This is a genomic window from Mesobacillus maritimus (assembly GCF_044803185.1).
Taxonomy (GTDB): Bacteria; Bacillota; Bacilli; order Bacillales; family Cytobacillaceae; genus Mesobacillus_B; species Mesobacillus_B maritimus_B.
The window spans coordinates 4,714,459-4,738,095 of the sequence record NZ_CP085225.1 but is presented as its reverse complement, the minus strand read 5'-3'; the positions used below and the strand labels follow the sequence as shown (position 1 = coordinate 4,738,095).

The following is a 23,637-nucleotide window of genomic DNA, read 5'->3' as shown; positions in this document are numbered from 1 at the left end:
AAATTTTTCAAATATTTTATAGTAGTAATAGCAGAACTCATTCAGGGATATTTTTTTTCGCCCAAAAATGAATGAGTATTCATTCAAACCATTTGTCAAAGGGGGAGACAGATTTGATGCGACAAATCCAAAAAGCAGCTGTTTTAGGCTCAGGGGTAATGGGGTCCGGGATTGCTGCACACTTGGCGAATATCGGAATACCAACTTTACTTCTCGATATTGTACCGCGTGAATTGACTGAGGCAGAAAAGGCAAAGGGAATGACATTAGAAAATAAGCAAGTGCGTAATCGTATTAGTGAGGCAGCAGTTAAAAACCTTTTGAAACAAAAGCCTGCACCACTTGCTTCTAAAAAGAACTTAGCCTTAATTGAGGCAGGGAACTTTGAAGACGATATGCAAAGATTGAGTGAAGTGGATTGGATTATTGAAGTAGTTGTTGAAAACCTTGATATTAAGAAAAAGGTTTTTGCAGATGTTGATCAGTATAGAAAACAAGGTAGTATTGTTAGTTCAAATACATCAGGTATTTCAGTGGAAGCAATGGCGGAAGGCAGATCTGAGGATTTTAGAAAGAATTTCTTAGGTACTCACTTCTTTAACCCACCACGTTATTTAAAACTACTAGAAGTGATTCCGACAAAGGATACAGACCCTGAGGTTCTATCGTTCATTAAAACGTTCGGAGAAGATCGCCTAGGTAAAGGTGTAGTTGAAGCAAAAGACACACCGAATTTTATTGGAAACCGCATTGGAACCTATGGTTTACTCGTAACTGCTCGTGAAATGTTAAAAGGTGGCTACAGCGTTGGGGAAGTTGACTCTGTGACTGGACCACTCATTGGCCGTGCAAAGAGTGCAACATTCCGTACCTTAGATGTCGTCGGACTAGATACTTTCTATCATGTTGCGAACAATGTGTATGAGCAAGTTGATGGCGCAGAAAAAGAAGTGTTCGAAGTTCCAGAATTCCTTAAAGAAATGGTTAACCGCGGCTGGCTCGGTAGTAAGTCTGGTCAAGGATTTTTCAAAAAGCAAGGAAAAGAAATTCTCGAGCTTGATCCAACTACACTTGAATATGGCCCTCGTAAAAAGTTAAAGACGGCTGCTGTTGAAGCAAGTAAACAACAAAAAGGCACAGCCAATAAAATGAAAGCGCTTGTATACGCAGATGATCGTGCTGGTCAGCTATTATGGAACGTATTCAGTCCTGTATTCATTTACTCCGCTGAATTATTAGGTACGATTGCCGATGATATTGTCTCCATTGATAATGCAATGAAGTGGGGATTCGGTTGGGAAATGGGACCTTTTGAATCATGGGATGCAATCGGTCTTGAAAAATCTGTCGCAAAAATGGAAGCAGAGGGTACCGTTGTTCCTGCATGGGTCAAAGAGATGCTCGCGAACGGTCACACTTCTTTCTATAAATTGGAAGATGGTGTTAAGTCGTTCTATAGCAATGGCGAATATAAGGCAATCGAAGTCAATCCAAAAATCATTGACCTAAAACAAGTGAAGGCTGAAAAAGGCGTTATTAAAAAGAATGCTGGTGCTAGCCTAATTGATATTGGTGATGGAGTCGCTTTACTTGAGTTCCATTCACCGAATAATTCTATTGGTCTTGATGTCATTCAAATGATCAATTATTCCATTGATGAAGTGGCTAAAAACTATAAAGGGCTTGTCATCGGAAACCAAGGAAAGAACTTCTGCGTAGGTGCAAACCTGGCGATGATGCTGATGGAAGCTCAAGACGATAATTATTTTGAATTAGATATGACTGTACGCCAATTCCAACAGGCGATGATGAATATCAAATATAGCCCAAAACCAGTTGTTGCAGCACCACATGGAATGTCCCTTGGCGGTGGAGCGGAGGTATGTCTCCCAGCAGCTCATATCCAAGCTTCGATGGAAACCTATATGGGTCTAGTTGAAGTTGGTGTCGGTCTCCTTCCGGGTGGGGGCGGTAATAAAGAACTATACATCAAACATCTTGAAGGACTTCCAAATGGAGTGAACTTTGACCTTCAGCAGGTAGCAAACAAAGTGTTTGAAACCATTGCAATGGCCAAAACTTCAACATCAGGTGAAGAAGCACGTGATAATAACTTCCTAGGCAAGTCCGATGGTGTAAGTGTTAATGGAGATCACTTGTTATATGATGCGAAACAAGCAGTCTTGCACCTATATAACAGTGGGTATACTGCACCTGCACGTAAAAAAGTTCCTGTTGTTGGTGAACCAGGATATGCGACTCTTTTACTAGGTGCTGATGGTATGCGTCTATCAGGGTTTATCTCGGACCATGACTTTGAAATCGCTAAGCAAGTTGCTTATGTCATATCAGGTGGTAAGGTTCCATATGGTACAGAAGTGGATGAAGATTATCTACTTAACCTTGAAAGAGAAGCATTTATAAACTTAGTAGCTAAGCCGAAGACTCAACAGCGTATGCAACATATGCTCGTTAAGGGGAAGCCACTTCGTAACTAACAGTTTTTGAGTTTACTAGATTTAAGGCAGTTTATATAAATCAACTTATTAATACGAATTGGAGGGAATAGAATGAGAGAAGCGGTAATTGTTGCCGGAGCTCGAACCCCGGTCGGAAGAGCAAAGAAGGGGTCGTTAGCCAATGTTCGTCCAGATGATCTGGGGGCGCTTGTTGTTAAGGAAACTCTAAAGCGAGCAGGCAATTATGATGGAAATATAGATGATTTAATTATCGGTTGTGCAATGCCAGAAGCAGAGCAAGGTTTGAACATGGCACGTAACATTGGGGCACTTGCTGGATTATCTTATGAGGTGCCGGCCATGACAGTGAACCGATTCTGTTCATCAGGACTTCAAACAATCGCAACCGGAGCAGAAAAAATTATGCTTGGGCATGCTGATACGATTATAGCTGGTGGAGCCGAATCAATGAGTATGATCCCGATGACAGGTCATGTTATGCGTCCAAACTCTAAGCTTGCCGAAACAGCACCAGAGTACTATATGGGAATGGGGCATACCGCAGAAGCTGTAGCAAAAAAGTACGGAATTACTCGCGAAGAGCAAGATGCCTTTGCTGTTAGAAGTCATCAACGGGCAGCTAAAGCCCTTCAGGAAGGCAAGTTTGTTGATGAAATTGTCCCTGTCGATGTAACACATCGGTCTGTCGGTACAGACAACAAACTGGTTGAAAAAAGCTTCCAGTTTACACAGGATGAAGGGGTTCGTCCAGGTACAACTATTGATGTACTTGGCAAATTACGTCCAGCCTTCTCATTAACTGGTTCTGTAACAGCTGGAAACTCATCACAAACAAGTGATGGAGCAGCTGCCGTAATGGTCATGGATCGAGAAAAGGCAGATTCATTAGGATTAGCTCCTATGGCAAAATTCCGTTCATTTGCTCTTGGTGGTGTACCACCTGAAGTAATGGGAATTGGACCAATTGTGGCGATTCCAAAGGCATTAAAGCTTGCAGGTCTAGAACTTTCCGATGTTGGGTTGTTTGAACTAAATGAAGCATTTGCTTCTCAATCAATTCAAGTTATCCGTCATCTTGGTCTTGATGAGGAAATCGTCAATGTAAACGGTGGAGCAATCGCATTAGGACATCCGCTAGGCTGTTCAGGTGCCAAGCTGACATTGTCCCTTATCCACGAGATGAAGCGTCGTAATGTTCAGTTTGGGGTTGTAACGATGTGTATTGGTGGAGGAATGGGTGCAGCAGGAGTATTTGAGCTTGTATAAAATTCTTTAATAAATGAATTGGAGGAATTTACAAATGGCAAATCCAGCAGAAAAGAAAGTTCTTAAAGGTGGAAGTTTCTTAATTGAGGAAGTATCACCGGATCAAATCTTTACTCCGGAAGATTATACTGATGAGCAAATTATGATTGCCAAGACAACAGAGGATTTTGTTGAAGGCGAAGTCCGTCCACAAATCGAACATCTTGAAAACCATGAATTTGACCGTACAGTCAAACTCCTAAAGCAAGCTGGTGAACTTGGTTTGCTTGGTGCCGATGTTCCTGAAGAATATGGTGGCCTAGAACTTGATAAAATCAGTTCATCGCTTATTACAGAAAAAATGTCTGGATCAGGTGGATTCTCCCTATCTCACGGAGCCCACGTAGGGATTGGGTCCTTACCAATCGTCCTATTCGGAAGTAAGGAACAGAAGGCAAAGTACCTACCAGAACTTGCAACAGGTGAAAAAATTGCTGCTTATGCTCTAACAGAGCCAGGCTCAGGTTCCGATGCACTTGGAGCAAGAACAACGGCTAAGTTAAATGCAGAAGGTACTCACTATATTTTAAATGGGGAAAAGCAATGGATTACAAACGCAGGATTTGCTGATGTATTTGTTGTTTACGCAAAAATTGATGGAGAACATTTTACTGCTTTCATCGTTGAACGCGAATTCCCAGGCGTTTCTACAGGTGCAGAAGAAAAGAAAATGGGAATCAAGAGCTCTTCTACACGTACATTGATTCTTGAAGATGTTCCGGTTCCAGTAGAAAACCTTCTTTTCGAACCTGGAAAGGGGCATATGATTGCCTTCAACATTTTAAATATTGGCCGTTATAAGCTAGGTGTTGGTGGGATCGGTGGATCTAAAAAGGCGTTTAATCTTACTGTTAAATACGCAAATCAGCGTCAACAGTTTAAGACCCCAATTGCTCAATTTAACCTGACAAAAGAAAAGCTAGCGACTCTTGCTTCAGAGATTTATGCAACTGAAAGCTCCGTATATCGTACAGTCGGTCTTTATGAAGACAGCATGGGTCAGATGAGTGCAGAAGAGCTAAACGATGGTCATAAAGTTGCTGCTGCTGTAGCAGAGTATGCAATTGAATGTTCACTAAATAAGGTGTTTGCTTCTGAAACACTTGATCATGTTGTAGATGAAGGCGTTCAGATTCACGGTGGATACGGCTTTATGCAGGAATATGAAATTGAACGTGCTTACCGTGATGCGCGTATCAACCGTATTTTTGAAGGAACAAATGAAATTAACCGTTTGTTAGTTCCAGGAACCTACATGCGTAAAGCATTTAAAGGCGAATTGCCATTGTTCCAAAAAGCACAGCAACTACAAGAAGAGTTAATGATGATGATGCCAGAAGAGCCAGGCACTGAGCCACTAGCACAAGAGAAACATCTTGTAGCTAATGCTAAGAAAATTGCTTTACTTGCAATGGGATTAGCTGCTCAGAAATTCGGCAAAGCGCTTGATAAAGAGCAAGAAATTCTTGTGAATATTGCAGATATCGTTTCCCAAACGTATGCAATGGAATCTGTTGTGCTTCGTACTGAAAAGGCCATTCAAAAGGAAGGTCTTGAAAAGAGCAAGCAGAAGGTTCTTTACACAGAAATTTTCTGTCAAGAAGCTTTCATTAAAATTGAACAGGATGCAAAGGAAACACTTGTTGCAGCTGAAGAAGGAGATACTCTCCGTATGCTGTTATCTGCATTCCGTAAACTTACTCGCTACACGCCAATCAATGTGATTCCGAAGAAGCGTGAAGCAGCTGATAAGTTAATTGAAGCAGATCGTTTTATCGTTTAAAGTTATCCCTTACCACCTACAGTGGTGTATGAGAAAAAAAGTCTGTCAATCAAGCCCCTGCCAGCAATAGGAGGGGCTTGAACTTGTTTCTTTAAAAAGAATAGAAAGAATTTTCCCGTAAAAATGACACGCAACGATAGAATTCCAGTGCTAGTCTATGGTAATATCCGTTTAGAGGGTTGATTTAAGGATATGATAAAATCGGGTGGTGGAAAGAATGGCATTGACGTTTTATTGGTATCCTAAATGCGGGACATGCCGAAATGCAAAGAAGTGGTTGGACTCCAAGGAATTGGAATACAAGGAAGTACATATTGTTGAAAACCCTCCATCAAAGGCTGAGCTAGAAGACCTTTATAAAAAGAGCGGGCTAGAGTTAAAAAAGTTCTTTAACACAAGTGGCCAAAAATACCGGGAACTGGGGCTAAAGGACAAGATTAAAACAGCAAGCGATTCTGAGCTCTTAGAACTCTTAGCTTCTGATGGAATGTTAATTAAACGGCCTTTATTAACAGACGGCGAGCAGGTAACCGTTGGTTTTAAGGAAGACGCATATGAACTGGCTTGGCTTAATAAATAGGCTTTTGTTTCGTGTTTCGTAACTACCCTTGGTTGAGAGGAGTAGGTTTCCACTCACCCTAGGAAAGTAAGATATACATACATACAAAATGGAGGGATTTAGTTATGGCAACACCAAAAGAACTACGTTACTCAGAAGAGCATGAATGGGTAAAAACAGAAGGCGACAAACTACGAATTGGGATTACAGAGTTTGCTCAATCAGAGCTAGGTGATATTGTCTTTGTTGAACTACCTGAAGTTGGTGACGAATTAACTGCGAACGAGCCATTCGGTAGCGTTGAATCTGTCAAAACCGTTTCAGAACTTTACGCTCCTGTAAGTGGTAAAGTGGTTGAAGTAAATGAAGAATTGAATGATAGCCCTGAATTTGTCAATGAGTCTCCATACGAAAAGGCATGGATGGTGGTTGTTGAGCCAACAGATGCAGGCGAGGTAGAAAAACTTATGTCCGCTGAAGAATACGAAAAAATGATTAAAGAATAAATGGTGAGAACAGCATCCTTCACAGGGATGCTGTTTTTTCTTACCAATTATCTTTCTCCGGTAATTACCATTTTTCCTAAACCATTTATCGGACAGAATAAACATACAGCAAAAGGTGAGGTGAAAAAGATGACATTAGAGTCGAAAAAACTAGATGTAACGGATCGAATAACAGGAAAACTTAAAAATGGGGAAATCGAATTATATCTTGAAAATAACAGAGTTGGCAAGATATCCCTGCCGGAAGGCAGTCAAATACAATTAGAACACCATTTTGAAACAGACCAACAAAAAATATATCAGCATGTCTCAGTACCTGGGCAGACAGAACCACGATATACGGACTGTGATGAAGGAGGCTGGTGTTAGTGAAAACAGCGGAATCCATCCGCTGTTTTTGCTTAATGGTTAACAGCGTACGAAAAAAAAACGTTCGGACACCAAACAATATGTCAGGATGAACTTTTCCAATTTTAGGACATATGTTTTGCATTCTTGTTCTAAAAAAGTGAAAATAGGTATAAAGTTAGTTTAAATGCACAATCTCTTTTGCAATGATGAAAATAGAATAAAGAAATGCAGTTTGGCGGTGGTTATATGATGGATGAATGGAGTAAAGTAATCATTGTGGAAGGTTCATCAGACAAGAAGAAAATTCAAAGCATATTGAATGAACCGGTAGATATTATTTGCACTAATGGAACCATTGGGGTTTCAAAGCTTGATGAATTAATTGAAGACTTGTTTTTTAAAGATGTTTACATTCTTGTTGATGCTGATGATTCTGGAGAGAAATTAAGAAAGCAGTTTAAGCGAGAATTCCCCGAAGCAAGTCATTTATATATCGATAAAACCTATAGGGAAGTTGCTACTGCTCCTGAAAAGCATCTTGCGACCGTTTTATTAGGAGCAAATATTGATGTTCATGCAGAGTATTTGGAAAAAGGATGACTAGAAATGAATGATTGGTCCAAGAATGACATAGAAATTTTTCTTCGAAACAAAGAGACAGGACTTGTCTATTTTTATACCCCTATATGTGGGACATGCCAAATGGCTGGGAAAATGTTGGAGGTAATCGCTAAATTATTCCCCAACATGAAAATGGGCAAAGCTGATCTTAATTATATTCCCGAAATGGCCGAACAATTTGAAGTGAAAAGTGTTCCGTGCTTGCTCATTATTCATCATGGTCAGGTAATGGAAAAAATCTTTGCCTTCCAGTCTGTCCCCTATTTACATGAGAAAATTAAATCCCATCTAGTTTAATCTCCCCAACACTACCTCTAAAATTCTGACATATTTCTCGGGAAATTTTTAGACAATACCATACTTATTAGGGTATTGTCTATTTTTATGTAGGAGAGAGTAGGAATACATAGGTTAATGTCGAATGATAATTAAAGGATTCCTTTTTGTCATGCAGAACTCACCTAGTAATAGGGGGCGTTCAGTGTGAAAGAGTTAGTAGAGTTTTTTGTAAAAAACCTAGAGCGAAAAGAACATATTTTTGAATTGTTTAACACAGTCAAACTAGTCCTGACTATTGGAAATAATCAGGAGAACTGTTCGGTTTTTATCAATGATGGAATGGTTTCGATGTCCCCTACTGACATGGGGACAAGTTCAATTAGGGTGGAAATTAAAGGTAATACAGAGGCTATTTCCTCATTGCTTAATGGAAGTTTAAAGCTTAGGGAGGGAACTATCAGGAATCAATTACAAGTTGTTGGAAGCTTTCGTCATACATTACTCCTGGAGAGTGTGTTTTATTTAGCAGGTAAATCAGGTTGTGAAGATTTTTTGAAATTGTCTAATAATAATTGACGTGGACTTCGTAGGGTGCTATCATCAACTTAATTTAATAGGTATTTCTTATCAAGAGAGGCGGAGGGACTGGCCCTGTGAAGCCCAGCAACCGGTTTAACACACGGTGCTAAATCCATCGGAGTGATACTCTGAAAGATAAGAAGAGAATAAAGCCTCTTCTTATGGAAGCGGTTTTTTTTTATTATAAAAAGAGTTTGGGGAGAGATGAAAAATGGCCGAAAAGAAAAATTATCGTTTAGAAACATTAGGAGTACATGGAGGCTTAACGGCTGACCCAGCAACTGGAGCAAGAGCTTTGCCAATTTATATGTCCAATGCCTATCAGTTTAAAAATACAGATCATGCAGCTGACCTATTTGCCTTGAAAGAAGATGGATACATATATAGTCGAATTCATAATCCGACTGTAACCGTTTTCGAAGAGCGTGTTGCCCTACTTGAGGGCGGAATTGGTGCACTTGCTGTTTCAAGTGGGATGGCAGCAATAACGTTAGCAATCATGAACCTTGCTCATGCTGGGGACGAAATTGTAGCTGCTTCCCAATTATATGGAGGGACCTATAATCTCTTTGCTGTAACGCTACCGAAGTATGGAATCAAGGTAAAGTTTGTGGACTCTTCCAATCCGGAAAACTTCAAAGCAGCCATTACGGATAACACGAAAGCCATTTTTGCAGAAACTATCGGAAATCCAAGCCTGAGGGTACTTGATATTGAGCGAACAGCTGAGATTGCTCATGAGGCTGGTATCCCTTTAATCATTGATAACACCTTTGCTACTCCTTATTTATGCCGTCCAATCGAACATGAGGCAGATATTGTGATTCATTCAGCTACCAAATGGCTCCTTGGTAATGGAACAACACTAGGGGGAATTATCGTAGATGGAGGGAAATTCGACTGGAATTCACCTAAGTTCCCTGGCTTTACTACTCCTGATGCTAGTTACCATGATTTAGTTTATAGTGAAGCACTTGGGGCAGCGGCTTACATTGCAAAAGCACGAGTACAGCTTTTACGTGATATGGGTCCTGCGCTTAGTCCGCAGAATGCTTTCCAGTTTACGCTGGGGTTAGAAACGCTTCATGTAAGGATGAAGGAACATATCGCCAACACACAAAAGGTTGTTGAGTATCTAGAAGCTCATCCAGCTGTTAGTTGGATTTCTTATCCTGGTCATGCATCACATCCGGATAAATCTCTTGCTGATAAGTATCTACCTAAAGGTGCAGGTGCTGTTATCGTATTCGGGATTGAAGGCGGTAGAGAAGCTGGTGCCAAGCTCATCAATTCAATCGAACTGTGGTCACATCTTGCGAATGTTGGGGATGCAAAAAGTTTAATCATCCATCCAGCAACCACAACTCACCAACAACTAGATGCCGAAGGTCTTAAAGCTGCTGGTGTTCCTGAAGATTTAATTCGTCTTTCAATTGGAATAGAAAATGTGGAGGACTTAATCGAGGATCTTGATCAAGCCATTCTCCAAGCAACGGGTATTCCTGCCCCTGTAAGAGCATAAGTGAATATTTACAAAAATGAAACTTTATGATTGACACTTAATTTTATTCCATGATAAAATCACTTTCGTTGACTAAACCGCTAAATTAAAAAATTCATATGTTGCTCTTATCAAGAGAGGTGGAGGGAAGTGCCCGTTGAAACCCGGCAACCGTCAATAGGAATCCTATTGAAATGGTGCCAATTCACTCAAAGTCATTTTGGCTTTGAAAGATGAGAGAAAGGAATAGTTTTTTACGAAGCCTTTCTGCTCATGCAGGAAGGCTTTTATACTATAAAGCTGAATGTTTTCTCATTAGGAAACAAAAGCTATCAATACACATTATTATGTGTGGGACTTTTTTTATAAAAAATGAATTTTATTAATATGCGGGAAAGATGATTGTGGAACAAGAGAGGGTGAGAATCTGATTGATTACCATTAAAAATGTAACCAAAACCTATGGCTCAAAGCAGGGGGCAGTCAAGGCAGTTGATAATGTTAACATCGATATAAATGATGGAGAAATCTTCGGGGTTATTGGGTACAGTGGCGCCGGTAAAAGTACCCTAATACGAATGCTCAATGGTCTTGAGATTCCAACGGATGGTTCAATTAAGGTAGCCGGAAGGGAAATTTCGCACATTAAAGGTGCTAAACTTCGAAAAGCTCGCCAGGAAATCTCGATGATATTCCAGCATTTTAATTTACTCTGGTCAAGGACTGTTACTGATAACATCGCTTTCCCACTTGAAATTGCAGGGGTTCCTAAGAAAAAAAGAATGCAACGTGTCAAGGAGCTAATCAGCCTGGTGGGACTTGATGGACGCGAGAATGCTTACCCTTCTCAATTAAGTGGTGGTCAAAAGCAAAGAGTCGGAATCGCAAGGGCGCTCGCAAACAACCCCAAAGTGTTGTTATGTGATGAAGCAACCTCTGCGCTCGATCCGCAAACAACAGATTCGATTCTGGAGCTATTGGTAGATATAAATAAAAGGTTAGGTCTTACGATTGTTCTAATTACCCATGAAATGCATGTTATCAGGAAAATCTGTCATCGTGTTGCTGTCATGGAAGGTGGAAACATCGTGGAAACAGGCCCTGTTCTGCAAGTCTTTAAAAACCCGAAGCAGCAGATAACAAAGAGATTTGTCCAGCAAGTAACGGAACCAGAGGAAACGAAGGATACCATTGAACATTTACTTTCCCGATATCCACATGGACAAGTTATCCAACTCACCTTTGTAGGGGAGGGGGCTGAACAGCCGCTCATCACTAATTTAATCCGGCAGTTTCCGATAACGGTCAATATCCTTCAAGGGAAAATCTCACAAACGCAAAATGGTTCCTACGGGACGCTATTTATACACCTTGATGGTGAAGAAGAAGACCTCCAAAAGGCTCTTTCCTATATCTCTTCACAAGGAGTGGGCATGGAGGTGATAAGCAATGGATGAATTTCTTACTGATATTAAATGGGAAAAGTTAATTGGAGCAACTCAAGAAACCATTTACATGACTAGCATATCTGTACTCGCCACCTTTATTTTGGGGATGCTCCTGGGACTACTCTTATTTCTAACCAATAAAGGAAGTCTGTGGGAAAATCGAGGAGTGAACTTTGTTATCGCTGCCTTTGTTAATATTTTTCGCTCTATCCCTTTTATCATCCTGATTGTCTTACTAATTCCTTTTACTAAGGTATTGGTGGGCTCTATGCTTGGGGCGAATGCGGCCTTGCCCGCGTTAATTATTGGTGCTGCACCGTTTTACGCGAGAATGGTCGAGATTGCATTAAGGGAAATTGATAAGGGTGTTATTGAGGCTGCTCAATCAATGGGGGCCAACCATTTTCAGATTATCTTTAAAGTTCTCATTCCAGAGTCCTTGCCAGCACTTATCTCTGGTCTAACTGTAACAGCTATTTCACTTGTAAGCTTCACAGCAATGGCTGGCGTGATTGGTGCTGGTGGCTTGGGACACTTCGCTTATCTCGAAGGTTTTCAGCGAAATAGACCAATGATCACGCTCGTCGCAACGATTGCTATTTTAATTCTGGTATTTATAATCCAAATAATTGGAGATTATTTTACAAAAACAACCGACAAACGTTAACAACAACAGGAGGAGAAAAAAATGAAAAAATTTCTAAGTTTCATGATTTTATCTTTATTGGTTCTAGCACTTGCTGCTTGTGGCGGTGGGAACGAAGCCAATGATGAGGGTGCTACAGGTGGAGAAGAAGAAGGCAACAAAAAATTAGTGGTAGGTGCATCGGTAATTCCACATGCTGAAGTATTAGAAGCAGCTGTTCCTCTACTAAAAGAAAAAGGTATTGACCTTGAAATTCAAGAGTTTACAGATTATATTTTGCCAAATGTTGCTTTAGATAGTAAGGAAATCGATGCTAACTACTTCCAGACGCCAGGATACCTTGCGCTTCAAATGGAAGAGAATGAAGATTTCGATTTTGTTAGTGTGGGTGAAATCCACCAAGAACCAATTGGAATTTATTCAAAAGAATACGACAGCCTAGAGGATCTTCCTGAAGGTGCAAAAATCATTATGAGTGATTCTTTAAGTGACCATGGTCGAATCTTACCAATCTTCGAAAAAGAAGGCTTAATTAAGCTTAAAGAGGGTGTTGGTGAGAACGCTCGAGTAGAAGACATTGTTGAAAATCCAAAAAATCTAGACTTTTCAACTCTAATTGAAGCGAGATTATTGGCTTCTTCCTTTGAAAGTGGCGAAGGAGATGCGGTTGTAATTAACGGAAACTACGCACTTGAAGGTGGAATCAAAATTGAAGAAGACGGAATTGCCTTTGAAGGCAGTGACGTTGTTCCACCAAACTTGATAGTTGTTCGTTCTGAAGATAAAGACCGCGAAGAAATTCAGGCTCTGGTTGAAGTTTTAAAGTCTGATGAAATTAGACAATTTATTGAAGAGACCTATTCAGGCGCCGTATTATTAGCGGAATAGGAAAGGATAGAAAAGATTGCCCGAGAGTATAGCTTTCGGGCATTTTTTTATTGAAATCAGCTGCCCATGTTATTTTCTCATTAAAAGGCAACGAATTCTCAAGAGCTTATTTATTTTAAAAGAATAACCATTGACAGTTTCAAACATAATAACTCTGATTATATATGAATGGAGTGATTATAATGGAACATCAACATGAACCGAATAATATGTCTGAGGCTGCTATACTCGAATATAAGGAAGGATTAGGGGTATTTACGAAGAAAATGCCTAAGATTGCTGAACATTATAACGCCTTCACGGAAGCTTGTTTTAAGGAAGGGGCTCTTTCTCAAAAAGAAAAACAGCTCATTGCTCTGGGAATAGCGCTTTTCGCTCAAGATGAATATTGCATCATTTATCATATTAAAGGCTGTCTTGACCAAGGTGCATCTGAAGACGAAATTCTTGAAGCAGTCGGTGTGACCGCTGCGTTTGGTGGCGGAGCTGCTATGAGTCAGGCTGTTACCCTTGTTCAAGATACTTTAACCGATTTTAATCAAAATAATAAAGAAAACTAAAAGTTGCAAAGAATTAGAAAGAATAGTGAGACTGATAGGGCTATTGCGAGCTGAGGCACTTATATCCCTTGTCATCCCCAAATTGTCGGTTTTTTTGGCTTTGAGTAGACTTATGTAAAAGTGTTACGATTACATTGTCACAAAATAAAGAAAACAAATGAAGGGATGGGTTATACATTACTCAGCTTCAAATGAATTATACGGCTGTCATGGATAAAGCAATGCACAGCGCACATGGAATTGGCTATCAGGTCTACTGCATGAAGCATAAATTAAGGATGAATGTTGAAAGAAGGCGCGATCAAGATTATATAAAAAGTCAAAGAATCGTAGCTGATTTTGATAGAAAAGTCCATGCTTAAGGTTGAATTTTAAGTGTATAATGAGACCAGTGTTGATTGAACACTGGTCTCAACTTTTGTATATACATAACAAGTGTGATTTACTTTATAATGAAGCCTTTTTATTGATGGTATCATGTCCACTGGTTTGGACGAGTACTATCCTCAAAACCTCAATACATGAAAGGGTTTTGCTTTGTAAAAAATAATGGGAGTCACTCCGAGCTTTTGTAATATAATAACCGCTTGTTAAACAGTTGCACACAGTTTTAATTTGTTATAAGATTGTAATGAGAATAGAATGAGAATAGATCGATTATCCGATGCAAATCGGTTAATATTTTTATTTACTAACGGAGGTAGCAATTATGGGTGGATCTGTATTATCAATTAAGGACCTTCATGTTGAGATTGAGGGCAAAGAAATTTTAAAGGGTGTCAACCTTGAAATCAAGGGTGGCGAAATCCATGCAATCATGGGACCTAACGGAACAGGTAAATCAACATTATCTTCCGCAATCATGGGTCATCCTAAGTATGTAGTTACAAGCGGAAGCGTTACTTTAGATGGTGAAAACGTTCTTGAGATGGAAGTAGATGAGAGAGCACGTGCAGGATTGTTCCTTGCGATGCAATATCCTAGTGAAATTAGCGGTGTAACAAATGCCGACTTCCTACGCTCTGCAATCAATAGCCGTCGTGAAGAAGGACAAGAAATTTCATTGATGAAATTTATCCGCACCATGGATAAGCAAATGGAATTCCTTGAAATGGATCCAAATATGGCACAACGCTACTTGAACGAAGGTTTTTCTGGTGGTGAAAAGAAACGCAATGAAATTCTTCAAATGATGATGATTGAACCAAAAATTGCGATCCTTGATGAAATTGACTCAGGTCTTGATATCGATGCATTAAAGGTAGTTTCTAATGGAATTAACAAAATGCGTGGCGAAGACTTTGGTTGCCTAATCATTACTCACTATCAGCGTTTATTGAATTACATCACTCCTGACCATGTCCATGTCATGATGCAAGGACGCGTTGTAAAATCTGGTGGACCAGAGCTTGCTCAACGTCTAGAAGCAGAAGGATATGACTGGATTAAACAAGAACTTGGGATTGAAGACGAAACAGTTGGGCAAGAAGCGTAAGCACTAGGGGAGGATCAATATGACTACTGAAACAAAGCTGCCGTTTGATCAGGAATATATTACTTCCTTTTCAAAAGAAATGAACGAGCCGGAATGGTTAACTGAATTACGTGTGCAAGCTCTAGAACTAGCTGACACGCTTCCAATGCCAAGACCGGATAAAACGAAAATTACCAATTGGAACTTTACCCAATTTGAGAAGCTTCTCGTTAAAAGTGAAGCTTATAAAAATCTTGATGAGCTCCCAGAAGAAGTTAAACTACTTGTTGGGAACGAAGCAAAGGAAAACAGTCTTTATGTGCAACGGAACAATAAGCCTGCTTATTTGTCTGTAACACAAGAGCTACAAGAAAAAGGGGTCATTTTTACTGATATTTTCACAGCAGCCCGTGAACACGGTGACTTGTTGAAGAAGTATTACATGACAGCAGTGAAAACAGACGAACATCGCCTAACAGCGTTTCATGCTGCATTTGCAAATGGCGGAGCCTTCTTATATGTACCAAAAAATGTAGAAATTACTGAACCAATACAAGCTATTTTCATCCATGATGATGCGGAAGCGAATGTTTTTAATCACGTATTAGTTGTGGCTGAAGACAATAGTAGTGTCGTTTATGTTGAAAACTACATTTCAACAGTAGATACAGCTGAAAGTAAATTCAACATCGTTTCTGAAGTTGTTGCGAATGCAAATGCTACAATCCAGTATGGCGCTGTAGACACATTGGCGAAGGATACAACAACCTATGTAAACCGTCGCGGAATCGCAGGAAGAGATGCGAAAATTGAGTGGTCTCTTGGACTGATGAATGACGGGAATACCATCTCAGAAAACACAACCAATCTAATTGGCGATGGATCATTTGGCGATACGAAAACAGTGGTTGTTGGTCGTGGAGAGCAAATCCAGAACTTTACAACAGCTGTTGTTCACTTTGGTAAAAACTCCGAGGGCTATATCCTTAAGCATGGTGTTATGAAGGATAGCGCTAGCTCCATATTTAATGGAATCGGTAAGATTGAACATGGTGCTACTAAAGCCAATGCAGAACAAGAATCTCGTGTTTTAATGCTAAGTGAAAAGGCTCGTGGAGACGCGAATCCAATTTTACTTATTGACGAAGATGATGTAACAGCAGGTCATGCTGCTTCTGTAGGTCGCGTGGATCCTGTTCAGCTTTACTATTTGATGAGCCGTGGAATTCCTCAAGTAGAGGCTGAGCGTCTCGTTATTCATGGCTTCTTAGCTCCAGTTGTAAATCAGCTTCCAATCGAAGGTGTTAGAAAGCAACTAGTTGAAGTCATCGAAAGGAAAGTAAAATAATGAACGTCCAAGAAATTCGGGAATTGTTTCCAATCTTGCATCAGGAAGTAAACGGGAATCCGTTAGTCTACCTTGATAGTGCGGCGACGTCCCAAAAACCTGTTCAGGTCATCGAGGCAGTGGATCGTTACTACCGTGAGTATAATTCCAATGTACACCGTGGGGTTCATACGCTTGGTACACGAGCAACGGATGGGTACGAAGGAGCTCGTGAAAAGGTTCGGAAGTTCATAAATGCAAAGTCGATTGAAGAAGTGATTTTTACTAGAGGGACAACAACTGCACTTAACACAGTTGCAGCCAGTTATGGCCGTGCAAACTTAAGTGAAGGCGATGAAATTGTTATCTCTTATATGGAACACCATAGTAATATTATTCCATGGCAGCAGGTCGCTAAGGCGACCGGCGCTACTTTAAAATATCTACCGCTTCAAGAAGATGGAAGCATCTCACTTGAGGACGTAAAGGCAACCGTAAATGCTAATACGAAAATCGTTTCTATTATGCATGTGTCGAATGTACTAGGTGTTATCAACCCCATCAAAGAAATCACTAAGATTGCCCATGAAAATGGCGCGATAATGGTTGTAGATGGAGCTCAAAGTGCACCACATGTTAAAATAGATGTTCAAGACCTAGATTGTGACTTTTTTGCTTTATCAGGGCATAAAATGTGTGGTCCAACAGGTATTGGTGCTCTTTACGGAAAGAAGCACCTGCTAGAAAAAATGGAGCCAATTGAATTTGGTGGCGAAATGATTGATTTTGTAGGCTTATACGAATCAACATGGAAAGAACTCCCATGGAAGTTTGAAGGCGGAACACCGATTATTGCTGGGGCAATTGGTCTGGGTGCTGCTATTGACTTCCTACAAGAAGTTGGATTAGAAAATATTGAAGCTCACGAGCATAAGCTGGCTGCCTATGCGATGGAAAAAATGTCAACCATCGAGGGTCTTACAATTTATGGCCCACGAGATTCTTCTCAGCGAGCGGGTGTTGTCACATTCAATTTGAATGATGTGCATCCACATGATGTTGCCACTGTTCTCGATGCAGATGGAATTGCAGTTCGAGCAGGGCATCATTGTGCACAACCGCTGATGAAATGGTTGAACGTTTCCTCAACGGCACGTGCAAGCTTCTATCTGTATAATACAGAAGATGAGATCGATAAGTTGGTTTCCGGTCTTATCAAAACAAAGGAGTATTTCAGCGATGTCTTTTAATAACCTCGATACTCTATACCGTCAAGTAATCATGGACCACTATAAGAACCCTCGTAATAAAGGGGTACTTGAAGATGGAAGTCTAACGGTGAACATGAATAACCCAACATGTGGAGATCGGATTCAGTTAACGATGAATGTCGAAGATGGCATTGTAACCGAATCAAGGTTCGACGGGGAAGGATGTTCCATTTCCATGTCATCCGCTTCAATGATGACCCAAGCAATTAAAGGGAAAAAGATTGAAGAAGCGTTAAAGTTATCAAAAATCTTTTCAGATATGATGCAAGGAAAAGAATATGATGAAGATGATAGCATAGACTTAGGGGACATTGAAGCTCTGCAAGGGGTAGCAAAATTCCCAGCAAGGATTAAATGTGCGACACTTGCATGGAAGGCTATGGAAAAAGGCTTGAACGAAGATAACCAGGAATAAGGTTGTTTGCAACAAACGATATTAAAACGGAGAAGGATGAGTTTTTCCTCTCCTAGGAATGGAGGAATTCGACGATGGCTAAAAAAGCGCCAGAGATCGGTGATTATAAATATGGCTTTTCCGATAAAGACGTTTCCATCTTCCGATCTAAGCGAGGGTTGACTCGTGAAATCGTTGAAGAGATTTCCAAAATGAAGGATGAGCCTCAATGGATGCTTGATTTCCGTTTGAAGTCACTTGAGCATTTTTATAAAATGCCAATGCCACAGTGGGGCGGAGATTTAGGTTCATTAGACTTTGATGAAATCACTTATTATGTAAAACCATCTGAGAAATCAGAAAAATCATGGGATGAAGTACCTGAAGAAATTAAGCGTACTTTCGATAAACTTGGTATTCCTGAAGCAGAACAGAAGTATTTAGCTGGGGTATCTGCTCAATACGAATCTGAGGTTGTTTATCATAATATGAAGGAAGAACTAGAAGATCAGGGAATTGTCTTCAAGGATACAGACTCTGCTTTAAGAGAAAATGAAGATCTTTTCCGTGAGCACTTTGGAAAGGTAATCCCACCGACAGATAACAAGTTTTCTGCATTAAACTCAGCTGTATGGTCTGGTGGTTCCTTTATCTATGTTCCAAAAGGAATCAAGGTTGAAACACCTTTACAAGCTTACTTCCGTATTAACTCTGAGAACATGGGGCAATTTGAGCGAACATTAATTATCGTTGATGAAGGCGCACATGTTCACTATGTTGAAGGATGTACAGCACCTGTATACACAACTAACTCCCTTCACAGCGCGGTTGTTGAAATCATCATTAAGAAGGATGCTTACTGCCGTTATACAACGATTCAAAACTGGGCTAACAATGTCTATAACCTTGTTACAAAGCGTGCCACTTGTGATGCAAATGCAACAATGGAATGGATTGATGGGAACATCGGCTCTAAGCTAACAATGAAATACCCTGCTGTTATTTTAAAAGGCGAAGGCGCAAGAGGAATGACTCTTTCTATCGCTATAGCAGGTAAAGGTCAGCATCAGGATGCTGGCGCGAAAATGATTCACCTTGCACCAAATACTTCTTCTACAATTGTTTCGAAGTCAATTTCGAAGCAAGGTGGTAAGGTAACCTATCGTGGTGTTGTTCACTTTGGACGTAAAGCAACAGGTGCTCGTTCTAATATTGAATGTGATACTTTAATTATGGATAATAGCTCTACTTCTGATACCATTCCTTACAACGAAATTTTAAATGACAATATCTCGCTTGAGCATGAAGCGAAGGTGTCTAAAGTTTCCGAAGAGCAGCTCTTCTATCTGATGAGCCGCGGAGTTTCTGAAGAAGAAGCAACTGAAATGATCGTAATGGGCTTCATCGAGCCATTTACAAAAGAATTACCAATGGAATATGCCGTTGAAATGAACCGCTTGATTAAGTTCGAGATGGAAGGTTCAATCGGTTAATACCTTATACAAAAGCCGCTTACTTTAATTGTAAGCGGCTTTTTCTATGGGGCCCCGGTGTTGTCTCAATGCCCATACTCATGAGTCGAGGCGAAGTATGGGAACTGGAGGAGTCGTTTCAATGCCCATACTCATGAGGCAAGGCGAAGTATGGAAACTGAGGGGGCGTTTCAATACCCATACTCATGAGGCTGGGCGAAGTATGGAAACTGAGGGGGTGTTTCAATGCCCATACTCATGAGGCTGGGCGAAGTAAGGGAACTGAGGAGTCGTTTCAATGCCCATACTGAGGGGGCAAGGCGAAGTATGGGAACTGAGGAACCCGTGGACAAGTTGAGAAAAGAGAACCAACAATCAAGATATGCTATCATGTACATATTGGAGGGGTGTTATGATCTCAGTTGGATTGACAGGCTGGGGAGACCATGACAGTCTATATGGTAGTAGAACCCCAGCCCGGGAAAAGTTAAAAGAGTATTCAAGTTATTTTCCAGTTGTGGAAGTGGACACTTCCTTTTATGCGATACAACCTATCAAAAATGCAGAACGTTGGGTCAAAGATACGCCTGCTTCCTTCAAATTTATTGTGAAAGCCTATCAAGGTATGACAGGACATCAACGAGGTGAAAGCCCGTTCCAGGATCAAACCGAGATGTTTGAGGCGTTTTGTGATTCGCTTCGCCCGTATAGGGAAGCAGGCAAGCTGGCGATGGTGTTATTTCAATTTCCGCCATGGTTTGACTGTAAGCGATCTAATGTCGATTATTTACGCTGGTGTCGGGATAAAATGGGGGATATCCCATGCGCTCTTGAATTTAGGAATCGCACATGGTTTACCGATGAGCTTATTGATAAGACGCTACAGTTTATGAAACAAGAAAACTGGATTCACAGCATTTGTGATGAACCGCAAGCGGGAAATGGGTCGGTCCCAATTGTCCTTAAGCCTACTTCTGGAGAGAATGTCCTTGTTCGGTTTCATGGTCGAAATATCGCTGGCTGGAACCGAAGCACCGCTGGTGATAATTGGCGAGAAGTTCGTTATTTATATAGGTATAATGAAAAAGAATTAAAAGAGTGGGCAACCCAACTAACCGAACTTAAGAAAAAAACCAAAAATGTTTATGTCTTATTTAATAATAACTCTGGAGGAGATGCGGCTGATAATGCTCTTCAGTTGTTGGAATTATTAAATATTGAATACAGGGACTTAAATCCACGACAACTAGGTTTATTTTAAAAAAAGGTTGTTTTCAAAAAGATTGTTGTTAAAATTGTAAAAATCTTAAAGCCGATTTTTACTACTTAAAGCCGATTTTAACGTAAGAAAAGTTATTTTGTACGCTAATAGTAAATTTGCAAGCTCTTTTCTAAATCGGCTGTTTACATTATAAAGCTAGCCATAGCACTTAGTTTTCATTTCAAAAGCAACAAAGTTTGGGAAAAGAGCCTTAAAAAAAGGGATGAGATTGATTGGAAGTTCTTCATATTTATCATACAAACGATTTACATAGTCATTTTGAACACTGGCCTAGGATTCACCAGCTTGTAACACAGCGAAGGAAGTGGCATGAGCAGGAGGGAGATGAGTATCTCCTGTTTGATATTGGGGATCATATGGATCGCTGGCACCCCCTGGCAGATGCTACAAGAGGTAGGGGAATCGTTGAACTCTTGAATAATGCCAGTTATGATGCAGTAACATTTGGAAATAACGAGGGAATTACCCAATCCTATGAAGATTTAGACAGTATGTATGAGAGCAGGCAATTCCCAGTTCTAGCAGCCAATTTGTATAGGGAAGATGGGACAAGGCCAGAGTGGCTTCAGCCTTATAAAATTTTTACAACCAAAGCTGGAACGAAAATTGGAGCGATTGGTCTGACCGTTAATTTTAATCATATTTATAATCTTTTAGGTTGGAAAGTAACCGATCCGTTGGAGGAACTGGAAGCATGCTTAAAAGAATTAAAAGGAAAAACAGATATTATAGTTTTGCTGTCCCACCTTGGCATTCATGATGATGAACGCATAGGTACGATGTTTCCTGAGGTTGATGTGGTGCTTGGCGGTCATACTCATCATATATTACATGAAGGAAAGTTGGTTCAGAATTCACTCCTTGCTGCTGCAGGAAAATACGGGCAATTTACTGGACATGTGATAGTGGAAATAGATGAAGAGACAAAGAAAGTCCTTGCTAAAAAGGCCAGTTTATATGATATGAATGAATGGAAACCAGTAGAAAATGAAAATGAGATGATTGAAAACCTCTATGCAAAGGGAAAAGGTCTGCTAGAAGTACCCGTAGTAGATTTGCCACACCCGTTAATTGCAAAGAATTTTGAAGAATCTCCATTAGCAAGCCTGTTGTGTAAAACCTTAAAAGATTGGTGTAGTGCCGATTGTGCTTTTTTAAATTCAGGTCTCCTTTTAAGAGGTTTGGACAAGGGGAGAGTGACTGAATACGACTTATTATCCATTTGTCCTCACCCGATTAATCCTTGTACAGTGAAGCTAACTGGTGCAGAGTTAAAAGAAGTTCTCCTACAAACTAGGGATGAAAAATGGCCACATCTTCAAATTAAAGGCCTTGGTTTTCGCGGAACGGTCATGGGGAATTTTGTTTATGAAGGGATTGAATTTAAAAGAGTAAAAGAGCATACAAAGGAAATTTTGATTGAAAATAAGCCAATCCATCCGAAAAAAATCTACACGGTTGCCATTCCAGATATGTTTACTTTTGGTCGATTCTTTCCGGAGATTTTTCGTTCCCAAACGAAAAATTACTTTGTTCCAGAATTTCTAAGGGATTTACTAAGGGAGAAATTAAAAGAGTTATATAAGTAATAGCTAGGCTCACATTTTTCTTACTCAGGCATAACTTGTAAGTAAGAAAGGGGAGCTGATTAATGATTGAAATGTCGCCAATCGAATTAAACGGCCATACCTTCTTAAGCATTTCTGTCAGACTGCCAAAAACGAACCTGCTTGTTGTGACAAGCGATAAAGGATATATTATGTGTGGTGCACTAGACGTCGCTCTTTTAAATGAGAAATTAAAAGATCGAAAGGTGATTGCCGGGAGAGCCGTTGGGGTCAAAACGATTGAACAACTGCTTGAAGCTCCATTGGAATCGGTCACAATCGAGGCTGAAAACTTAGGAATCACCGCAGGCATGTCTGGGAAGGAAGCGCTTGGAAAAATGGTCTAAAGGGATTTGTTTAGATTGTTTTTCACTTACAACTCAAAGATGAAAACAATGTAAACAATAATTAAATACTTTTTAGGCTATGTCCCCCCTTTACAGCATACATATGCTTGTAAAGGGGGGATTTTATTTTGGCGAGATCGGGCCTCCGGCTGCGACGTAAAAAAGGACCCTTACCGTTCAAGTACGTTCTTTTGCTAACGATCCTATTTTTTATTCTTTCAACAGTGGGTGGTCTGTGGATTATTGATAAGAAAATTGAACCGACTTTGATGCGCTATGCTGAATCCCAGACGACGAAAATTGCGACTCTTGTTATTAACAAAGCCATTAATGAACAAGTTGTTAGCGGTATGAACACCACTGACTTAATCGAATATGTTCCGATTAGTGAAGGCAAAAGGACTGTTATTCAGTATAACGCTGAAGTACTCAACAAAATTAAAGCCGAAACCGTAAGCCTTGTTCAGGCAAATATTAATGAAGCAGAAAAAGGGAATGTGAAGGCATTAGAATCATTGGCCGATGTAGAATTTGACTCAGAAGCTGTAGACTCTAAAAAAGGACTTGTCTATTATATTCCTTTAGGTCAAGCAACAAACAATGTACTACTCGCAAACCAAGGACCAAATATTCCAGTACAATTTACGGCAATAGGTGATGTGGTTACGGACGTAGTTTGGAACCAAAAACCGCTTGGAATCAATAATACTTGGATAGAGGCATCCATTAGAGTGATTGTGAATGTTCAAATTATTATTCCATTCGCCACAAAGGTTGCAACCATCCAGGAAGATATTCCAATTGGCACATTCCTACACGAAGGGGAAGTACCACAATTTTTTAATAATGGTGGAGGTGGTGCACCGGCAATTGAGTTACCAACAAATCCATAAATATTGGAAGGTTTTAGGATTTATTATAAGATAGCAATAATATTAAAGCTGTCCATTCACTCTG

General features: G+C 40.1%; 23 protein-coding genes and 2 riboswitches. All 23 genes read left to right on the top strand.

Annotated features, from left to right (window positions below; genetic code table 11):
* Nucleotides 1–113 precede the first annotated feature (113 nt).
* The 23 genes from LG336_RS23045 (at nucleotide 114) to yunB (ending at nucleotide 23,573) form a co-directional block, all read left to right on the top strand.
* The gene (locus tag LG336_RS23045; RefSeq protein WP_404329777.1) at nucleotides 114–2,498 is read left to right on the top strand and encodes a 3-hydroxyacyl-CoA dehydrogenase NAD-binding domain-containing protein; all 2,385 of its coding nucleotides are present in this window, start codon (nucleotides 114–116) and stop codon (nucleotides 2,496–2,498) included.
* 72 nt (nucleotides 2,499–2,570) lie between these two features.
* Entirely contained in the window at nucleotides 2,571–3,746 is a 1,176-nt protein-coding gene (locus LG336_RS23040) for an acetyl-CoA C-acetyltransferase (protein ID WP_404329776.1), read from the top strand.
* Between the two features lie 34 nt (nucleotides 3,747–3,780).
* Nucleotides 3,781–5,568: an acyl-CoA dehydrogenase family protein gene (locus LG336_RS23035; protein ID WP_404329775.1), complete on the top strand. Its 1,788-nt coding sequence runs from the start codon at nucleotides 3,781–3,783 to the stop codon at nucleotides 5,566–5,568.
* A gap of 217 nt (nucleotides 5,569–5,785) precedes the next feature.
* Entirely contained in the window at nucleotides 5,786–6,148 is a 363-nt protein-coding gene (locus LG336_RS23030; RefSeq protein ID WP_404329774.1) for an arsenate reductase family protein, read from the top strand.
* Between the two features lie 104 nt (nucleotides 6,149–6,252).
* Nucleotides 6,253–6,633, top strand: a complete 381-nt coding sequence (gene gcvH, locus LG336_RS23025) for a glycine cleavage system protein GcvH (RefSeq protein WP_404329773.1) — start codon at nucleotides 6,253–6,255, stop codon at nucleotides 6,631–6,633.
* The gene (locus LG336_RS23020) at nucleotides 6,634–7,002 is read left to right on the top strand and encodes a YusG family protein (protein WP_404329772.1); all 369 of its coding nucleotides are present in this window, start codon (nucleotides 6,634–6,636) and stop codon (nucleotides 7,000–7,002) included.
* A gap of 231 nt (nucleotides 7,003–7,233) precedes the next feature.
* The gene (locus LG336_RS23015) at nucleotides 7,234–7,584 is read left to right on the top strand and encodes a toprim domain-containing protein (protein WP_221873375.1); all 351 of its coding nucleotides are present in this window, start codon (nucleotides 7,234–7,236) and stop codon (nucleotides 7,582–7,584) included.
* Nucleotides 7,585–7,590: 6 nt separating this feature from the next.
* Nucleotides 7,591–7,902 carry a thioredoxin family protein gene (locus LG336_RS23010; RefSeq protein WP_404329771.1) on the top strand — a complete coding sequence of 104 codons (312 nt, stop codon included), beginning with the start codon at nucleotides 7,591–7,593 and terminating at the stop codon, nucleotides 7,900–7,902.
* A gap of 186 nt (nucleotides 7,903–8,088) precedes the next feature.
* Nucleotides 8,089–8,460: a hypothetical protein gene (locus tag LG336_RS23005; RefSeq protein WP_404329770.1), complete on the top strand. Its 372-nt coding sequence runs from the start codon at nucleotides 8,089–8,091 to the stop codon at nucleotides 8,458–8,460.
* Nucleotides 8,461–8,505: 45 nt separating this feature from the next.
* A riboswitch (SAM riboswitch) is annotated at nucleotides 8,506–8,605 on the top strand.
* Between the two features lie 69 nt (nucleotides 8,606–8,674).
* Entirely contained in the window at nucleotides 8,675–9,985 is a 1,311-nt protein-coding gene (locus LG336_RS23000; RefSeq protein ID WP_404329769.1) for an O-acetylhomoserine aminocarboxypropyltransferase/cysteine synthase family protein, read from the top strand.
* Nucleotides 9,986–10,089: 104 nt separating this feature from the next.
* A riboswitch (SAM riboswitch) is annotated at nucleotides 10,090–10,204 on the top strand.
* Between the two features lie 191 nt (nucleotides 10,205–10,395).
* Nucleotides 10,396–11,421: a methionine ABC transporter ATP-binding protein gene (locus LG336_RS22995; protein WP_404329768.1), complete on the top strand. Its 1,026-nt coding sequence runs from the start codon at nucleotides 10,396–10,398 to the stop codon at nucleotides 11,419–11,421.
* Nucleotides 11,414–12,079, top strand: a complete 666-nt coding sequence (locus tag LG336_RS22990; RefSeq protein WP_404329767.1) for a methionine ABC transporter permease — start codon at nucleotides 11,414–11,416, stop codon at nucleotides 12,077–12,079. The genes LG336_RS22995 and LG336_RS22990 overlap by 8 nt, the downstream gene beginning before the upstream one ends.
* 21 nt (nucleotides 12,080–12,100) lie before the next feature.
* Nucleotides 12,101–12,946 (top strand): MetQ/NlpA family ABC transporter substrate-binding protein, encoded by an 846-nt coding sequence (locus LG336_RS22985; protein ID WP_404329765.1) that lies wholly within the window; start codon nucleotides 12,101–12,103, stop codon nucleotides 12,944–12,946.
* 182 nt (nucleotides 12,947–13,128) lie between these two features.
* Nucleotides 13,129–13,506, top strand: a complete 378-nt coding sequence (locus tag LG336_RS22980; RefSeq protein ID WP_404329764.1) for a carboxymuconolactone decarboxylase family protein — start codon at nucleotides 13,129–13,131, stop codon at nucleotides 13,504–13,506.
* Nucleotides 13,507–14,215: 709 nt separating this feature from the next.
* Nucleotides 14,216–15,001, top strand: a complete 786-nt coding sequence (gene sufC, locus LG336_RS22975; protein WP_404329763.1) for a Fe-S cluster assembly ATPase SufC — start codon at nucleotides 14,216–14,218, stop codon at nucleotides 14,999–15,001.
* Between the two features lie 19 nt (nucleotides 15,002–15,020).
* Nucleotides 15,021–16,328, top strand: a complete 1,308-nt coding sequence (gene sufD / locus LG336_RS22970) for a Fe-S cluster assembly protein SufD (protein WP_404329762.1) — start codon at nucleotides 15,021–15,023, stop codon at nucleotides 16,326–16,328.
* On the top strand, nucleotides 16,328–17,557 hold the full coding sequence (locus LG336_RS22965; protein ID WP_404329761.1) for a cysteine desulfurase: 1,230 nt from the start codon (nucleotides 16,328–16,330) through the stop codon (nucleotides 17,555–17,557). Before sufD ends, LG336_RS22965 begins: the two co-directional genes overlap by 1 nt.
* Nucleotides 17,547–17,993: a Fe-S cluster assembly sulfur transfer protein SufU gene (gene sufU / locus LG336_RS22960; RefSeq protein ID WP_404329760.1), complete on the top strand. Its 447-nt coding sequence runs from the start codon at nucleotides 17,547–17,549 to the stop codon at nucleotides 17,991–17,993. Before LG336_RS22965 ends, sufU begins: the two co-directional genes overlap by 11 nt.
* 74 nt (nucleotides 17,994–18,067) lie before the next feature.
* Nucleotides 18,068–19,465: a Fe-S cluster assembly protein SufB gene (sufB, locus tag LG336_RS22955; protein WP_404329758.1), complete on the top strand. Its 1,398-nt coding sequence runs from the start codon at nucleotides 18,068–18,070 to the stop codon at nucleotides 19,463–19,465.
* 391 nt (nucleotides 19,466–19,856) lie between these two features.
* Entirely contained in the window at nucleotides 19,857–20,705 is an 849-nt protein-coding gene (locus LG336_RS22950) for a DUF72 domain-containing protein (RefSeq protein ID WP_404329757.1), read from the top strand.
* A gap of 233 nt (nucleotides 20,706–20,938) precedes the next feature.
* Entirely contained in the window at nucleotides 20,939–22,315 is a 1,377-nt protein-coding gene (locus tag LG336_RS22945) for a bifunctional metallophosphatase/5'-nucleotidase (RefSeq protein WP_404329756.1), read from the top strand.
* Between the two features lie 62 nt (nucleotides 22,316–22,377).
* Nucleotides 22,378–22,680: a YunC family protein gene (locus LG336_RS22940; protein ID WP_221873194.1), complete on the top strand. Its 303-nt coding sequence runs from the start codon at nucleotides 22,378–22,380 to the stop codon at nucleotides 22,678–22,680.
* Between the two features lie 128 nt (nucleotides 22,681–22,808).
* Nucleotides 22,809–23,573, top strand: coding sequence for a sporulation protein YunB (yunB, locus tag LG336_RS22935; RefSeq protein ID WP_404329755.1), 765 nt, complete (start codon nucleotides 22,809–22,811; stop codon nucleotides 23,571–23,573).
* Nucleotides 23,574–23,637: the final 64 nt, after the last annotated feature.

Coding starts and splice junctions, on each gene's coding strand:
- LG336_RS23040 (WP_404329776.1), top strand. CDS start 2,571: ATGAGAGAAGCGGTAATTGTTGCCGGAGCTCGAACCCCGGTCGGAAGA.
- LG336_RS23035 (WP_404329775.1), top strand. CDS start 3,781: ATGGCAAATCCAGCAGAAAAGAAAGTTCTTAAAGGTGGAAGTTTCTTA.
- LG336_RS23030 (WP_404329774.1), top strand. CDS start 5,786: ATGGCATTGACGTTTTATTGGTATCCTAAATGCGGGACATGCCGAAAT.
- gcvH (WP_404329773.1), top strand. CDS start 6,253: ATGGCAACACCAAAAGAACTACGTTACTCAGAAGAGCATGAATGGGTA.
- LG336_RS23020 (WP_404329772.1), top strand. CDS start 6,634: ATGGTGAGAACAGCATCCTTCACAGGGATGCTGTTTTTTCTTACCAAT.
- LG336_RS23015 (WP_221873375.1), top strand. CDS start 7,234: ATGGATGAATGGAGTAAAGTAATCATTGTGGAAGGTTCATCAGACAAG.
- LG336_RS23010 (WP_404329771.1), top strand. CDS start 7,591: ATGAATGATTGGTCCAAGAATGACATAGAAATTTTTCTTCGAAACAAA.
- LG336_RS23000 (WP_404329769.1), top strand. CDS start 8,675: ATGGCCGAAAAGAAAAATTATCGTTTAGAAACATTAGGAGTACATGGA.
- LG336_RS22990 (WP_404329767.1), top strand. CDS start 11,414: ATGGATGAATTTCTTACTGATATTAAATGGGAAAAGTTAATTGGAGCA.
- LG336_RS22985 (WP_404329765.1), top strand. CDS start 12,101: ATGAAAAAATTTCTAAGTTTCATGATTTTATCTTTATTGGTTCTAGCA.
- LG336_RS22980 (WP_404329764.1), top strand. CDS start 13,129: ATGGAACATCAACATGAACCGAATAATATGTCTGAGGCTGCTATACTC.
- sufC (WP_404329763.1), top strand. CDS start 14,216: ATGGGTGGATCTGTATTATCAATTAAGGACCTTCATGTTGAGATTGAG.
- sufD (WP_404329762.1), top strand. CDS start 15,021: ATGACTACTGAAACAAAGCTGCCGTTTGATCAGGAATATATTACTTCC.
- LG336_RS22965 (WP_404329761.1), top strand. CDS start 16,328: ATGAACGTCCAAGAAATTCGGGAATTGTTTCCAATCTTGCATCAGGAA.
- sufU (WP_404329760.1), top strand. CDS start 17,547: ATGTCTTTTAATAACCTCGATACTCTATACCGTCAAGTAATCATGGAC.
- sufB (WP_404329758.1), top strand. CDS start 18,068: ATGGCTAAAAAAGCGCCAGAGATCGGTGATTATAAATATGGCTTTTCC.
- LG336_RS22950 (WP_404329757.1), top strand. CDS start 19,857: ATGATCTCAGTTGGATTGACAGGCTGGGGAGACCATGACAGTCTATAT.
- LG336_RS22940 (WP_221873194.1), top strand. CDS start 22,378: ATGATTGAAATGTCGCCAATCGAATTAAACGGCCATACCTTCTTAAGC.